Genomic DNA, 14731 nt, shown 5'->3' with positions numbered 1-14731 from the left:
GGCCACCGCCGCGCCGCCCGCCGCCGCGCCGCACCCGACCTACACCACCGCCGCGCGCGCGACCGCACGCCTGCCGCAGGCGCGTCGTCCGGCCGCCAAGGCGGCCGAGGACGCCGCGACCGCGGAGCGCGCCGCGGAACAGCCGGCGCTCGACCGCATCGAGGTCAGCGGCAGCCGCATCGCGCCGACCGCCGACGCCCTGCGCGCCATCCCGGTGCGGCGCGACCGCGCGCTCGAACCGGACGCCTGGCTGGAGCGCATCCGCGCCCGTCGCGACGCCGGCCTCGACGCGCAGGCGCGCGAGAGCCTGCGCCTGTTCCGCCGCAGGCATCCCGAAGCGCCGATCCCCGACGATCTGCAGCCGCTGTTGCGATGAGCGCGGCGCACACGCTGGCGGCCGAGGCGCGCCATCTGCTCGAGGTGAAGCACAGCCGCTTCCTCGCGATCGCCGCGCCGGTCGAGTCGCCGCAGGACGCGTTGGCATGGCTCGCGCGGCACGCCGATCCCGCCGCCACCCACAACTGCTGGGCCTACCGCATCGGCGCCGAATACCGTTTCAACGACGACGGCGAACCGGCCGGTACCGCCGGGCGCCCGATCCTGTCGGCGATCGACGGCCAGGGCGTGGACGGCGTGGCGGTGCTCGTCATCCGCTGGTACGGCGGCATCAAGCTCGGCGCCGGCGGCCTGGCCCGCGCCTACGGCGGCGCCGCGGCCGAGTGCCTGCGCCTGGCGCCCCGGCGCGCGCGGGTGACGTACGCCGAACTCGAATGCGCCTGCCCGTTCGAGGACCTCGGCACGCTGCACGCCCTGCTCGCCGCGCACGCCGCGGACAAGCTCGACGAGGCCTTCGACGCCGACGGCGTCCGCCTGCGCCTGCGCCTGCCCGCCGCGCACCTGCCCGCCTTCCGCGAGCGCCTGCGCGACGCCACCCGCAATCGCGCCAGCCTCCTCGCGCCGGCGGACGGGGCCTGAGCGGCCGCCCGACCCGAGCGCGGGTCGAACCCCGCCCTATCCGCCGTCGCGCAACCGGAACACCGACACCGCCTCCGCCAGCTCCTCGGCCTGCTGGTCGAGCGAGTGGGCGGCGGCGGTGGCCTGCTCGACCAGCGCCGCGTTCTGCTGCGTGACGCCGTCGATGTGGCCGATGGTACGCGTCACCTGCTCGATGCCGCCGGCCTGTTCCGCCGAGGCGGCGGTGATCTGGTTCATCAGCGCCTCCACGCGCCGGACCGCGGCGACGATTTCCTCCATCGTCGAACCCGCCTCGCCGACCAGCGCCGACCCCGCGCCGACCCGCGCGCCCGACGCGGCGATCAGGTCCTTGATCTCCTTCGCCGCATGCGCCGCGCGCTGCGCGAGCGAGCGCACCTCGCTCGCCACCACCGCGAAGCCGCGGCCCTGATCGCCCGCGCGCGCCGCCTCGACCCCCGCATTGAGCGCGAGGATGTTGGTCTGGAACGCGATGTCGTCGATCACGCCGACGATGCTCTCGATGCGCCGCGAGGCGTCGGTGATGGCGTCCATTTCCTGCACCACGTCCTGCATGACGCGGCCGCCGCGCGCGGCGACCTCGGCGGCGCCGGCGACGAGCTCGCGCGCATGGCGCGAGGATTCGGCATTGCCGCGCACCGCCCCGGTCAGGCGCTCCATCGACGAGGCGATCTGCTCCAGCCCCGCGGCCTGCTGCTCCGAGCGCGCCGACAGGTCGTGATGGCCGGCGGCGATCTCGGCCGCGGCGGTGCGCACCGCCGCCACCGCGCCGCGCACGTGCCGCATGATCGCCTCCAGGCGTTCGACCGTCGTGTTGGCGTCGTCGCGCATCTGCCCGAACACGCCGTGGAAGCGCGCGTCGATGCGCTGGGTGAGATCGCCGCGCGCCAGCGCCGCCAGCAGGCGCTGCACGGCGGTGATCGAGGCCGCGTTGGCGTCGAGCATCCGGTCCACGCCTTCGGCGAGCCGGCGGAAGAAGCCGGTCTTGTCGGCCACGCCGATGCGGCGGCCGAGGTCGCCCGTGGCGGCGGCCTCGATGACGCCGGCCACCTCGCTCTCCACCGCGACTTCCTGCGTCCGGTCGCGCCACTCCACCACCACGCCGAGGCGTTCGCCGTCGGGCGCCACCACCGGCGCGAGCGTCTGCGCGAACACGGCGCGGCCGAATGCGAGTTCGCGCTGCTGCACTTCCGTCGCCGCGGCCGGCGGCGGCGCGTCGGACGGCTGCAGACGCGCGAGCGGCTGGCCTTCCGGCGCGCCGGCGTCGAACCCCGTCAGCGACGCGCGCAGCTCGGGCGCGTACTGCGCGATCAGCGCGCGCATGGCCGGATTGGCGTAGGCGATGCGGCCTTCGGCGTCGGCGATCAGCATGGCGGTGCCGGCGTTGTCGAGCGCGATGCGCACGCGCAGGTTCTCGGCGGCGATGCGGCGCTCGGCCTCGATCCGCTGCCGCAGGTCCGCCTGCATCCGCCGCAACGCGCGCGAGACGCGGCCGACCTCGTCCTCGCCGCCCGCCTCGATCGGATGGTCGAGCCGCCCGGCCGCCACCGCGTCCACCGCCGCCACCACGCCCTGCAACGGGCGACCGACCAGGCGCCGCAGCAGGACCACCACGACCGCGATCAGCAATGCGACCGCGACCAGTCCGACCCACAGCACGCGATCGCGCACCTCGGCCACGCCGGCCATCACCGCATCGACCGGCGCTGCGACCATCAGCACGAACACGTCGCGGCCGCGTCCGGCCTTCACCGGCACGTAGACGCGGAACGCGCGGCCGCCGATGGCCGGATCGTGCTCCTCCACGCTCACGCTGCGGCCCTGCTCGAGCGTCTTGCGGATGCCGTCGAGCCGCTGCGGCCAGGGCTTGCCGAGCAGTTCGCGCTCGGGCGCGGCCAGCACCAGCCCCTTCGGCGAGAGGAAGCGCACCACGCCGGTGCCGTAGGGCCGCACGCGCGCCAGCTCCGCCCGGATGCGGTCGAGCGTGATGTCCGCGCCGGCCACGCCGATGTGCCGGCCCTCGCGGAGCATCGGCACCATCAGGCTGGTCATCAGCACGTCCTTGCCGTCCACCTCGTAGGCGTACGGCTCGAACATCATTTCCTCGCCGCGCGCGCGGGCGGCGGCGTAGTAGGTCTCGGTATCGAGGTTGAAGTCGTTCTCCGGGCCGACCGCGTGCTCGAGCGAGGGCGTGCCCGACTTGTCGAGCACCCAGTAGACCGAATAGCGCCCGGTGTCGGTGGTGACCCGTTCGGCGGGCGAGAGCGTGGCGACGGCCGCTTCCACCGTCTCCTCCGACGGCGGATCGGCGGCCCAGCGACGGCGCAGCGTCGCGTCGCGGCCGTCGAAGCCGTCGTACTCGAAATCCAGCCAGTAGCCGAGCGCGTTGCGGTCGGCCGCCGTGTAGCGGCGCACCATCTCCGAGCCCTCCACGCGGTCGGGCGCGCCGCGCTCGATCATCGCCAGCGTCGAGACCGCCAGCGCCCGCACCATCACCAGCGTTTCGTTGACGCCATCGCGCACGCGCGCGGCTTCGAACTGGGCCAGCTGCTCCAGCTCGCGCAGCGCCGTCGCCCGCTGCTCGCGCGCGGCCTCGCGCTGGATCACCCACGCCGCCCCGACGAACGCCAGCACCGCCACCACCCCGATCGCCGCCGCCGTGCGCGCGGCGATCGACTGCATCTTCAGACCCTTCACTGCCTTCGCGGCTCCACGACCCGACCGACCGACGCCGTGCAAGTCACGTACCCCGCGCGGCCCTGCCGAGGCCCCTGTGCGCGATGCGGCTGAACCGGTCAGCGACGGCGCTGTGGCCGCAGGGGTTCGACCCGCGCGTGTAGTGAGCCAGTGACTCCCTGCTCGGGTGTTTTCGGTGGAAGTCCGTCGGTGGGGCTGAACGCAGCGAAGGCCAACGGCCAGGTCGCCGACGCGTGGCGCCGCCCGGGCGACGGAGCTGCGGAACCTGTTGCCCGTAGGCTGGCCTGAGCGCAGCGAAGCCCAACAAGCCGACGCCGCTTCGCTGCGCGGCTGAACTCGGGTCTTATCCGTTTGGCCTTACGGTCGGCGCTCGTCGCCGTCGGATCGCGTTGCCTGCGGCCACGTTGCTTCTTCGGCCAGTACCTCGGGCGCCCCATGCGTGGCGTCGCGTGCACTCTCGCTTCGACTGCTCGAGTCGGTTCCTCGCGCCGGCCAGCACGCTGCCTGCTTCGGCCACATCCCGACGGACACCGCGCAGTGCGCGCCCGGTTTTCCTCGCCTCGGCACCCACGGCCCTTGCCGCGTGGCGGGCGCTCGTCTCGTTCCGCACGCCGCATCGCGGCTTGCACCCCTGCCGGCCTTCGGCGTAGCGTCCACGGCCAACAAGTCATTCAAGCCGACGCCGCTTCGCGGCGCGGTTCACCCAAGTGGTAGACCTTTCGAGGAAAGCGAATGTCCGTGGAGAACAACATCTTCGTGCGTCCTGGCTCGTTGCCTGCTCCGGCGGACTGGGCGGCGGCCATACGGGAGGCCGGTTTCGAGCTGGAAATCGACAGCGACTTCCGGTGGGACGAGTTCGAGGGATTCCTGCCGGCGACCTACAAAGGGGAGCCGGCGGGCTTCGAGCTCTACGTCGAGGATTTCGACCTCTCCGAACTCTCGGACGACGAGCAGGCGGCGCTGGAGGATCGCACCCTGCTCGTCACCCTGGTCACGCATGCGGACATGCGCCAGTACATGTCCTCCATGATCGCGTCGGCGGTGTTGTGCTCGATGGCCGACGGCCAGCTTGCCGAAGGAGGCGAACCGCCGTTCATCCCCGCAGCCGGGGCCATCGAATGGGCCAGGAAGTGCGAGCCGGGCGTGGAGAAGCTTTTCGACGCGTGAGCCGGAACGATCTGCCGGAGCCGCCGCCGCTTCGCGGTGCCGTTTCGACCGAGGTATCAGGTGCGTGCCATGAGCCGAATTCGCTCGCCCCGGGGCAAGAACGGGGCACGTCTTCCTTGTGCTCGGCGCCCTGGTGCTGCTCGGGCGCGGCGCGTATCAGCCTGAGGCAGGCGCCGTAGACCCTCCCGGGTTCTTCTCCGGCCTCCTGCATGGTGTCCTGATCGTCCTCAGTCTGATCGGCAGCATGTTCAGCGACGACCGCATCTGTGCTGTCCCGAACACCGGCGGCTGGTACGACTTCGGTTACGCTCCGCGTGCGTCGGCATTCCTCGGCGGTGGCGGCGCCAGTGCCAGGTAACGCAGCTTCGCATCCGTCCAGAGCGACGCCGCGTCGCGGTGCGGCTCGGGTCGGAACCTCTTGACCCCCTGTGCAGGCGGAGAATCCATGAAACCCACGGCTCGCGGTTTTCGCACCCTCACGCTGCTCGGGCTGATGTTCGGCGCGGTTTCGGCCCAGGCGCAGACCGCGCCCGAAGATGCCGATGGTTTGCGCTCCGGACCGCTGTTCGAGGAGCTCGCGCGCATGGACGGCATGCTGTTCGAGGCGTCGTTCGTGTCCTGCGATGCCGCCAAGGCCAACGCCATCTTTGCCGACGATGTCGAGTTCTATCACGACAAGGATGGTCTCTCCGCGGGCGAGCAGGTGCGGGAGAACACGCGCCGGCTGACCGCGGCGTGCCCGGCTGCCCGCGGCGTGACGCGGACGATCGTTCCGGGAAGCCTTCGGGTGTACCCGATCGAGGGGTACGGGGCCCTGCAGGTCGGCACCCACCGGTTCGACGAGCGTGGCGCCGCCACCAGTACCGTCGCGCGGTTCATCAGTCTGTGGCGCAACGAGAACGGGCAATGGCGTCTCGCCCGCGTGGTGAGTTACGACCATCGTGCGGTTCCCGCGAACCCTTGAACGCACGGCGGGAAGCGCACGGCGGGCGCGGACGGGTGCGATGCGCTTCGTCCATCTCCAACTGAAGAAGCACGGCGCGCGCAGGCCACGCGCATCCTCCGTTGCGACCATCGGCCGCCGTCCCCGGCCCGCGGGCCGGGCGTACGATCGGGACGCACCCCGGGCCGGCCGTTCGGACCGACGCCGGGTGAACCCCGTCTCTCCAACGCAAGGGGTGAGGTCATGCGAGCGCTGACCGTCGGGCTTGTTGCGGGGTGCGTCGTCGCGGGCTTCGCCGCCGGCGTGGTGTACGGCGAGAACCGGGCCGGGTCGACGGTCACCAACCTGTTCCATGCACCGCTGAGCGAACGTTTCGCGCCGGGGCGGGAGGTGCTGGTGGATCTGGTCGAGATCCCGCCGCACCGGCGGCTGGAGCGGCATCGCCACCCGGGCGAGGAGTTCCATTACTACCTCGAGGGCGATCCGGAGATCGCGATCGAAGGCCAGGGCGTGATCCGCCCCGCCCCCGGCACGGTGGGCCATATTCCGTTCGAAGCGATCCACCGCGCGGGCGCGGGCGACGCGGGCGCGCGCATCCTGGTCTTCCGCGTGCACACCACCGGCAAGCCGTGGCGGTACCTGGAGGATGGGAAGCCGGAAGGCGACGACGCGGTCCGGCGCTGATCGCGCGCGGACACGGCTGGCCGCATTCCGCGGGGCCGGGTGCCCGCGCGACCCTGCCCACCTGCCCGCGTGAAGCCAGAGGGGTGCCCGTGCGCCCCCATCGGCCTGCCCTCGCCCCCCCGGGCGGGTGGCCTCTCGCCCCCATCTTCCGGCCCTCTCGACCCCGGCCGGCCGCCCGCTCGACCCCGACCGCCCGCGCGGCGCGGCCGGCGTCAGTTTGGAGGACGCGCTGAACTTGCTTCACTGCGGTGCAAGAGCTGCACCCCACGGCACGGCGCGCGCCGTCGCGCGGCGGCTGGCGGCGGCATGGGGGTTGCTAGCCGAGGGGTGTCCCCCCGAAACCCGCAAGGAGACGCGCATGAGAACCGTGCTCGGCATTCTCGGCGGCGCCGCGGCAGGCGCGCTGGCGATGTACTTCCTCGATCCGCAGCTCGGCCGGCGGCGGCGGATGCAGGTACGCGACCGCAGCGTGGCGCTCGTCCACGACGCCGGCGATTTCGCCCGCGCACGCACGCGCCGCGCGGGCGATCGGCTGCGCGGGCTGACGCACGCGCTGCGTCCGTCGCGCGCGCCGCACGACGACCGCACGCTGCATGAGCGCATCCGCTCCAAGCTCGGGCGCGCGGTCAGCCACCCCGGCGCGGTGCACGTGGAGGTGCAGGACGGTCGGGTGCGGCTGAGCGGCCACATCCTGGCCGACGAGCTGGACCGGCTGCTGGCGCTGGTCTCCTCGCTGAAGGGCGTGGGCGAGGTCGACAACCAGCTCGAGGTGCACGACGAGCCCGGCAACATCCCCGCGCTTCAGGGCCGGCCGCGCGCGCGCCGGCTCAACGGGCGGCTGATGCGGCCCGCGCTGCCGCTGCTGGCGTTGACGCCGGTGGCGATCGCGCTGGTCGCGGCGCAGCGCAACGGCGCGCTGCAGCGGCTGACGCGACACTGAGGGGGCCGGCGACGCTTGGATGGTGCCGCTGGCGGTGGGCCTCACGCCAACCCCTCTCCCGCGAGCGGGAGAGGGGGTTGAGTGCACGTCCCTACCCTCTCCCGCTTGCGGGAAAGGGGCTTTGACTGCGTTCACCCCCGACCTCTCTCCCCTTGCGGGCAAGGGGTTTTGACGGGGCGCTGCTAGGCTGGGCGCACGTTCGATCGGTCGATGCCATGCACCGCTTCGTCCGCCCCGACGGCCGCCGCGCGTTGCGCAAGCGGCGGCCGGACATGCCGGCGTCCTTCTTCGCCGCCGAGGCGCGGGGGCTGGCGGCGCTGCGCGAAGCGGGCGGGCTGCGCGTGCCGGAGGTGTATGCGGTCGGGGCGGACTTCATCGAACTGGAAGACCTCGGCGAAAGCACGCCGGGCGCGGACTACTTCCGCCGCGCGGGCGCGGGCCTTGCGCGGCAGCACGCGCGGCGGGACGCGCGCTTCGGTTTCGCCCACGCGGGCTGGTGCGGCGACTCGCCGCAGGACAACACGCCCGACGCCGACGGCCACCGTTTCTTCGCCGAGCGCCGGCTGCTGCCGCAGGCGCGGCGCGCGCGCGATGCCGGGCTGCTGGAAGCGGACGACGCCGCGCGGGTGGAGCATGTGTGCGCGCGGCTGCGCGAGTGGATCCCGGCGCAGCCGCCGGTGCTGCTGCACGGCGATCTGTGGACCGGCAACCTGCACTGCGACGCGCGCGGCGCGCCGGCGCTGATCGACGCCGGTGCGGTGCATCACGGCTGGGCCGAGGCGGAGCTGGCGATGCTGACGCTGTTCGGCGCGCCACCGCCGTGCTTCTTCGCGGCCTACGCCGAGCATGCGCCGCTGGCGCGCGACTGGCGCGAGCGCGCGCCGCTCTACAACCTCTACCACCTGCTCAACCACCTCAATCTGTTCGGCACCGGCTATCTGGGCCGCGTGCGCGCCGTATTGCGCCGGTACGGATAGAGGGCGCGCGGTCGCGATCGGGTGCCACAAGGCACACGCGGATCGAGTCGGGCGACGCAAGGCCGCGGCGCTTGCACATTTCCATATTTCGCATACCATAGAAACATGGATGAGACCTCCGCACTCGCCGCCCTCAGCGCGCTGGGCCAACCCCACCGGCTGAAGACCTTCCGCGTCCTTGTCCAGGCCGGCCGCGACGGGCTGCCGGTCGGCGCACTGCGGGAGCGGGTCGGCGTGCCCCCCGCCACCATGACGGCGCACCTGAACGTGCTGCGCCACGCCGGCCTCGTCGCGGACACGCGCGAGGGCCGCGTCATCCGCGTGCGCGCCGACTACGCGCGCATGAACGCCCTGATCGCCTACCTCACCGAGAACTGCTGCGCCGGCGCCGGCTGCGAAGCCGACGGCGGCTCCGGCTGCTCTCCCTCACCCGGAGCCGACCGATGAACGCCCGTTTCCACGTCCACCTGCACGTCGCGGATCTCGACGCCAACATCGCCTTCTACAGCCGCCTGTTCGACACACCGCCCACCATGCGCAAGGACGATTACGCCAAGTGGCTGCTGGAGGATCCGCGGCTGAACTTCGCCGTTTCCAGCGGCAAGGCCGGTCCGGACGGCATCGCCCATCTGGGCCTGCAGGCGGACACCGCCGCGGCACTGGAGACGATCGGTGCGCGCCTCCAGGCGGCCGACCAGGTGACCCTCGCCGAGACCGGCGCCACCTGCTGCTACGCGCGCTCGGACAAGTTCTGGGCGAAGGATCCGCAGGGCGTGATCTGGGAGACGTTCCACACGCACGGCGAAGCGACCACCTACTACGCGCCGGAAGCGGCCAGGCCGGCCACGCCGTGCTGCGACGCGCCCGCCCGCACGGCAGCGGCCCGCTGCGACACCGCCGCCGGGTGCTGCTGACCATGGCGGCCGGGCGCATGTTCAACGTGCTGTTCCTGTGCACCGGAAACTCCGCGCGCAGCGTGATGGCCGAGGCGCTGCTGGAGGTGCTGGGGCGCGGACGTTTCCGCGCCTTCAGCGCCGGCAGCCAGCCGAGCGGCCGGGTGCAGCCGCTGGCCGCGGAGCTCGCCGCGCAGCTCGGCTACGACCCTGCCCGCCTGCGCAGCAAGAGCTGGGACGAGTTCGCCGCGCCCGACGCGCCGCGCATGGACCTGGTGATCACCGTCTGCGACAACGCCGCGGGCGAAGCCTGTCCGTTCTGGCCGGGGGCGCCGGCCACCGCGCACTGGGGCGTGCCCGATCCGGCCGCCGTCGAGGGCGACGAGGCGACACGGCGCAGGGCCTACCTGCAGGCCTTCGTCGCGCTGCGCCGGCGCGTGGAACTGCTGGTCGCCCTGCCGGTGGAGAAACTCGACCGGCTTGCGCTGGAAACGCAGGCGCGTGCGATCGCGGAGGCGACACGATGACGCGGACGGCGCGCGCGCTGCTGGCCGAGCTGCTCGGCACCGCGCTGCTGCTCGCCATCGTGGTGGGCAGCGGGGTGATGGGCGTGCGGCTGGCGCAGGGCAACGACGCGGTCGCGTTGCTGGCCAACGCCGCCGCCACCGCGGGCGGTCTGTACGTGCTGATCGTGCTGCTCGGTCCGGTGAGCGGCGCCCACTTCAATCCCGCGGTCACGCTGGTCATGCGCCTGCGCGGCGTGGCGCTTGCGGCGCCGTGGACCGGCTACGTCGCGGCCCAGGTGCTGGGCGGGCTGCTCGGGGTGACGCTCGCGCACGCGATGTTCGAGCTTCCGCTGTGGCAGCCGGGCGTGCGTGCGCGCAGCGGCACGGCGCAGATGCTGAGCGAAGGCGTGGCGACCTTCGGCCTGCTGCTCGCCATTCTGCTCGGCGCGCGGCTGCGGCCGGCGGCGCTGCCGGTGCTGGTGGCGGCGTGGATCTTCGCCGCGTACTGGTTCACCGCCAGCACCTCGTTCGCCAATCCGGCGGTGACGCTCGCGCGCAGCCTCACCCAGAGCTTCGCCGGCATCCGCCCCGCGGATGTGCCGGCGTTCGTGCTGGCGCAACTGGCCGGTGCGGTGGCGGCGGTGCCGATCGCGCGTGCGCTCCTCGCCGACGCGCGCGGCGACGGCGCCGCGACGCCGCAGTGAACCGCGCCGCGCGGCGTCAGTGCAGCCGACGCATCGCCTGCGCCGGCGCGTTGCGCGGCGCAGGCGCGGCATCCGTAGCGTGCGGTACCGCGCCGCAGGCGAGGAAGCGGCGGTAGCCGCGGCGGCCGTCGGCGGTGGCCAGATCGAGCGTGGCGCTGCGCAGTTCGCCATCGCCCACGGCCGCACCGAACAGCGCGGCGCGTTCGACCGCCGCGACGTGCCCGGCGAACACCGCCACGCGCGCGCCGTCCAGCCGCAGCACGCCGAACGCGGCGGCGGGCGTCGCCTGCGGCAGCGCGCGATGCAACGCATCGAGGCCGGCGGCGGCGAGTCCGTCGGCATGCAGCAGCAGCGCCTCGCCCTCGCGCAGGCGCAGCGGCTCGAGCGGACTTGGCGGCGCGTGCGCGGCGGGATCGGCGATCACCGCCTCGTAGTCGAGCGCGAAGCCGGCGGCGCGGCGCGGCCAGGCCACCGGCTGGCCGTCGAGCACGGCGCACAGTTCCGGCGAGCGCGCCAGCAGCCGCCGCGCGTCGGGGGGCAGTTGCGCGAGATGCGCGGCCCAGCGGTAGTCCCGGCGCGCGGCCAGCGGCGGCAACGAGAGCGGCTCGGCATGCAGGCGCAGCGCCAGCCGGCGCGGCGGATGCGAATCGCCGTCGCCCGCGAACGCGGCGACCGGGGCCGCGGTCGCGTGTACCGCGGCGCCCGCGCCCTCCCCACGCAGCGCGCGCGGCGCGAGCGGACTGGCGAATTCGATCAGCAGCGCTTCGGGCACGGTGGCGAGCACGAAATGGCACGCCACCAGATGCGTCGCGTCGGCGTGCGCCGCGAGCGGAAGCCCGAGCGCCGCCAGCACGCGGCGCAACGGCAACGGCGCGAGCGCGGTGGGGTCGCAGGTGCCGCCGTGGCCATCGTCGAACACGGGCACGACGTTCTGCGCGGCGCTGGCGATCACGCGTTCGAGCTGGCGCACGTAGCGGTCGGCATGGAACAGCTCCAGCGCGCAGGCGTAGCGCGCGGGGGCGTGCGCGCAAGCGGCGAAGTCGTGCGGTTGCGGCCGCAGCCGCGCCAGCGCCTGACCCGCGAGGCGCGCGCGCATGCGGTTGAACTGCCGCACGCGCTCGCGGTACGCGGCGGCGGCGAGCGGCAGCAGCGGCGCGAGCGGATCGTGCGCAGGTCCGACCGCGATGCGCGGCGCGTGCGCGGCGGAGGCGGCTTCGACCTCCCGCGGCACCGACCGGCCGTCGTCCGTGCGGGTCTCGTGCGTGCTGCTTCCACCGCCCATCGTGCGCTCTCCCTCTCGACGCGCGCATCGCCAGACGCGATGCGAGGCGGCGAGACTAGCGACGCCCGGGCGAAGGCTTCGTGCATGACGGGCGCGCGCGGATGCGCGTTCGGCGCCGCGCTTGCGGCCGTTCGTCAGCGCGCTCGCGAGTCGTCTGCCGTATCGCGACAACCCCTGACGCAACGCGTCATGCCGCGTTCTTGACGTCGATGCGCGCGCCTGCGCGCCGATGCTGCGCGCGCGGTGCATCCGCACCCCGCACAAAAAGGGCCCGGCATGCGCCGGGCCCGAAGGGAGCCGCAGGACAGTCGCGCCGTCAGTCTTCGGCGCTGCGGTAGTGCGTGAGATAGCGGCCGGCCGACACCGCGAACGCGGCGCGGGTGACCGTCTTGCCGGGGTCGAAGTACGCGTGCAGCGTCGGCTGCAGGTCGAACGGCCCCTGCGTCACCGCGAAGCGCGCGTTGATCAGGCCCAGATCGAGCGCGAGCTGGACGTAACCGCGCAGGCTGGCCGGGATCGCGCCGGCGTCCTCCACCGGGATGCGCTTGCCGTCGTAGAACGCGGTCAGCGTGCCGTCGAAGGCGCGCGCCTGATCCTGCAGGCCGAGGCTCTGCACCAGCGAGTACGCCAGGCTCACGCGCGTGACCGCGTCGTTCGGACGGAACGCGCCGTTGACCGTGCCCATCACGCCTTCCTGCGTGTGCAGCATGTCGCGCAGCGCGCCGCCACGGGCGACCGCCGCCTCGGCGAACGGCCAGCGCGCGTCCGAGGTGGAGAGATCGGTGAAGCTGGAGCGGCCCGAGAACGGCAGCGCCTGGCGGACGTTCTGGCCCATCAGCAGGTACTGCGCCAGCTCGCCACGCTTGAGCGCCTGGTCCGGACGGAACCTGCCGTCGGCATAGCCGTCCATCAGGCGGTTGGCGATGGCGAACTCGATCGCCTGCCGCGCCGGATGGGTAGCGATGTCGTTCAGGCCGGTGTAGCCGCCGCTCCTGAGCATCGTGATCTCGCCGCTCACCGTGCCCGGCGCGCCGTAGCCGTTGGTGACGTTGAGCGGATCGACGTCGTTGCCCGACACCGAGCCGATGCCGCGCACCGTGATGCGCCAGGTGCCCTTCTTGCCCGGAGCGCTGGCCACCACGCGGCTGCCCAGCAGCGGCAGCGAGATCGCCGAGCCGTACTGCTCGCCGTCCGGATCGATCAGCACCAGCGCCAGCGTGTTGTCGCCGATGTCGGCGGTGGCGGTGACGAAGGCGACGTCGTCGCCGACCTCGAACGTTTTCGACTCGACCGTGCCGGCCGGCGCGAAGAAGACCGAGAACGGGATCGGCTCGCCGCCCGGCTTGAGGATCGCGTTGGCGTTGAAGCTGCGCAGCGCGTTGACCGTCGCCCCCCAGCCGGCGCGCACGCCGGCCGCCTCGGCCACCGCGGCGTAGGCGTTGACGTGGCCGGCGCCGGCCTCCCAGCTCGCGCGGCCGGTCATGTTGGTGGCGGTGCGGATCAGGATGTCCTTCACCTGCGCCGGGGTGAGGTTCGGGTTCGCCTCCAGCATCAGCGCGACGATGCCGGACACGTGCGGCGTCGCCATCGAGGTGCCGCTCATGTAGCAGTAGAACGGCGCGTAGGCGGTCGGCACGTTCGGATCGTCGACCGCCGGCGTGCACAGCGAGCCCAGGCTGTCCCAGGTCGAGAGGATGTCCACGCCGGTGGCGACGATGGTCGGCTCGTTGCGGTAGGTCCACTGCCTGCCGTCGGGCATCGTGAACGTGCCGCTCTCGCCGCGCTTGCCGCGCGAGGAGAACGAGGTGAGCACGCCGTCCTTCTCGCCCGCGCCGACCGAGATCACCCACGGCGCCTGCGCATACGGGTTGTGGGTGTCCTCGCCGGGGCCGTCGTTACCGGCGGCGAACACGCTGACGATGCCGCGCTTGTACAGCTCGTAGGTGGCGACGTTCACCGGGTTCAGCGGCTCGAACTTGCCCGAGGTGCCCCACGAGTTGCTGGTCACGCGGATCGGCGCGCCGTAGCTGAACTGGTGGGTGGCGGCGTAGTCGAGGCCGCCGACCGCATCGAGGATGAACAGCACGGCACCCGAGCCGTAGCCGATCATCTTCGCGCCGGGCGCCACGCCGCGGTACAGGCCGTTGGAGCGCTGGCCGGTACCGCCGATGGTGCCGGCGACGTGGGTGCCGTGGCCGGAGCCGATGTCGCTGTTGGGCACGTTCTCGAGATAGGTGATCGGCACGATGCCGGGGCCGACCATCTCGGTGGCGATCTCGGCGAGCACGTTCTGCGGCGCCAGCACGTTCTGCACCACGTTGCGGCCGAGCTTGAGGTCCTCGTGGGTGGCGTCGATGCCGGAGTCGTTGACCAGCACGGTCACGCCCGCGCCGCTGAACGGAATCGCGCGGCCGAAGTCGTTCGGGTTCTCCACCGTGCGCGCCGCGCTCGAGATCTGCCGCGCCTCGCGATTGAAGTAGCGCAGCGGCGCGTTCCAGTAGATCGAGACCACGTCGTCGCGCTGCGCCAGCGCGCGGATCTCGGCGGGGGTGGCGAGCGCGCCGGCGATCGGCAGCGAGCGCATGGTCACGCCCTTCTCGATGCCCAGCGCCGACAGCGCGCTCACCTGCGCGGGCGTCAGCGGGCCGGACTGCTTGTAGGTGACGACGACCGCCAACTCGTCCGTGGGTGCGGCGGCGAGCATGCGATCGACCAGCTCGGCGTCGAGGTGCGCATCGGCCAGCGCGACGCCGCTGGCGAGCAGGCCGGCGGCGATGGCGCAGATGCGGAAGCGGAACGTGCGAACGGTGCGGGGGAACATGCGTGGCTCTCTCCGGGGGATGCCCGCCCATGCGGGGTCGCCCGGAGTATCGCGACCGCCGGCGGCCGCCTTGCAGCCGGTGGAAGCCTCACGCCGCAGCGGTGAAAACCCCCAGCCGCCGGCC

Annotated in this window: 13 protein-coding genes and 3 pseudogenes; 12 read left to right on the top strand and 4 right to left on the bottom strand. The window is 73.1% G+C overall.

From position 1 onward, the window contains the following. Both FQY64_RS14790 and FQY64_RS10850 read left to right on the top strand, forming a co-directional pair. Positions 1 to 376 (top strand): annotated as a pseudogene (locus FQY64_RS14790) (hypothetical protein); the annotation flags it as partial. Then, a complete protein-coding gene (locus tag FQY64_RS10850) occupies positions 373 to 975 on the top strand; it encodes an IMPACT family protein (protein WP_146474288.1) in 603 nt (200 codons plus the stop codon). The pseudogene FQY64_RS14790 and the gene FQY64_RS10850, both read left to right, overlap by 4 nt. Here FQY64_RS10850 and FQY64_RS15285 read toward each other — a convergent pair. After that, positions 956 to 1548, bottom strand: a pseudogene (locus FQY64_RS15285) (methyl-accepting chemotaxis protein); the annotation flags it as partial. The gene FQY64_RS10850 and the pseudogene FQY64_RS15285 overlap by 20 nt on opposite strands. A gap of 255 nt (positions 1549 to 1803) precedes the next feature. Then, positions 1804 to 3411: pseudogene (locus FQY64_RS15280) on the bottom strand (HAMP domain-containing protein); the annotation flags it as partial. 1017 nt (positions 3412 to 4428) lie between these two features. On the opposite strand from FQY64_RS15280, the gene FQY64_RS10840 reads away from it, so the two are divergent. From FQY64_RS10840 to FQY64_RS10795, 10 genes are all read left to right on the top strand, one after another. Next, positions 4429 to 4857 (top strand): hypothetical protein, encoded by a 429-nt coding sequence (locus FQY64_RS10840; RefSeq protein ID WP_186760939.1) that lies wholly within the window; start codon positions 4429 to 4431, stop codon positions 4855 to 4857. 118 nt (positions 4858 to 4975) lie between these two features. Further along, the gene (locus FQY64_RS10835; protein ID WP_146474285.1) at positions 4976 to 5215 is read left to right on the top strand and encodes a hypothetical protein; all 240 of its coding nucleotides are present in this window, start codon (positions 4976 to 4978) and stop codon (positions 5213 to 5215) included. 87 nt (positions 5216 to 5302) lie between these two features. After that, complete coding sequence (locus tag FQY64_RS10830; protein WP_146474284.1) at positions 5303 to 5821, top strand: nuclear transport factor 2 family protein; 519 nt, start codon at positions 5303 to 5305, stop codon at positions 5819 to 5821. 222 nt (positions 5822 to 6043) lie between these two features. Then, the gene (locus FQY64_RS10825) at positions 6044 to 6484 is read left to right on the top strand and encodes a cupin domain-containing protein (RefSeq protein WP_146474283.1); all 441 of its coding nucleotides are present in this window, start codon (positions 6044 to 6046) and stop codon (positions 6482 to 6484) included. A gap of 358 nt (positions 6485 to 6842) precedes the next feature. Next, positions 6843 to 7424 (top strand): BON domain-containing protein, encoded by a 582-nt coding sequence (locus tag FQY64_RS10820; RefSeq protein ID WP_146474282.1) that lies wholly within the window; start codon positions 6843 to 6845, stop codon positions 7422 to 7424. 215 nt (positions 7425 to 7639) lie between these two features. Then, positions 7640 to 8401: a fructosamine kinase family protein gene (locus FQY64_RS10815; RefSeq protein WP_146474281.1), complete on the top strand. Its 762-nt coding sequence runs from the start codon at positions 7640 to 7642 to the stop codon at positions 8399 to 8401. Between the two features lie 105 nt (positions 8402 to 8506). After that, the gene (locus tag FQY64_RS10810) at positions 8507 to 8848 is read left to right on the top strand and encodes an ArsR/SmtB family transcription factor (protein ID WP_146474280.1); all 342 of its coding nucleotides are present in this window, start codon (positions 8507 to 8509) and stop codon (positions 8846 to 8848) included. Then, positions 8845 to 9315 (top strand): ArsI/CadI family heavy metal resistance metalloenzyme, encoded by a 471-nt coding sequence (locus FQY64_RS10805; RefSeq protein ID WP_146474279.1) that lies wholly within the window; start codon positions 8845 to 8847, stop codon positions 9313 to 9315. The genes FQY64_RS10810 and FQY64_RS10805 overlap by 4 nt, the downstream gene beginning before the upstream one ends. Positions 9316 to 9317: 2 nt before the next feature. Continuing rightward, positions 9318 to 9821, top strand: coding sequence for an arsenate reductase ArsC (locus tag FQY64_RS10800; RefSeq protein ID WP_146474278.1), 504 nt, complete (start codon positions 9318 to 9320; stop codon positions 9819 to 9821). Continuing rightward, a complete protein-coding gene (locus FQY64_RS10795; RefSeq protein ID WP_146474277.1) occupies positions 9818 to 10504 on the top strand; it encodes an aquaporin in 687 nt (228 codons plus the stop codon). The genes FQY64_RS10800 and FQY64_RS10795 overlap by 4 nt, the downstream gene beginning before the upstream one ends. A gap of 16 nt (positions 10505 to 10520) precedes the next feature. Here FQY64_RS10795 and FQY64_RS10790 read toward each other — a convergent pair whose 3' ends face one another. Both FQY64_RS10790 and FQY64_RS10785 read right to left on the bottom strand, forming a co-directional pair. Next, positions 10521 to 11786 carry a hypothetical protein gene (locus tag FQY64_RS10790; protein ID WP_146474276.1) on the bottom strand — a complete coding sequence of 422 codons (1266 nt, stop codon included), beginning with the start codon at positions 11784 to 11786 and terminating at the stop codon, positions 10521 to 10523. Positions 11787 to 12102: 316 nt separating this feature from the next. Then, positions 12103 to 14607, bottom strand: coding sequence for a S8 family serine peptidase (locus tag FQY64_RS10785; protein WP_186760937.1), 2505 nt, complete (start codon positions 14605 to 14607; stop codon positions 12103 to 12105). Positions 14608 to 14731: the final 124 nt, after the last annotated feature.

The sequence above is a fragment of the Vulcaniibacterium thermophilum genome, from assembly GCF_007923255.1.
GTDB lineage: Bacteria > Pseudomonadota > Gammaproteobacteria > Xanthomonadales > Xanthomonadaceae > Lysobacter_F > Lysobacter_F thermophilum.
Note: the sequence above shows the minus strand (reverse complement) of the source record. Positions and strands in the feature narration are given on the sequence as shown.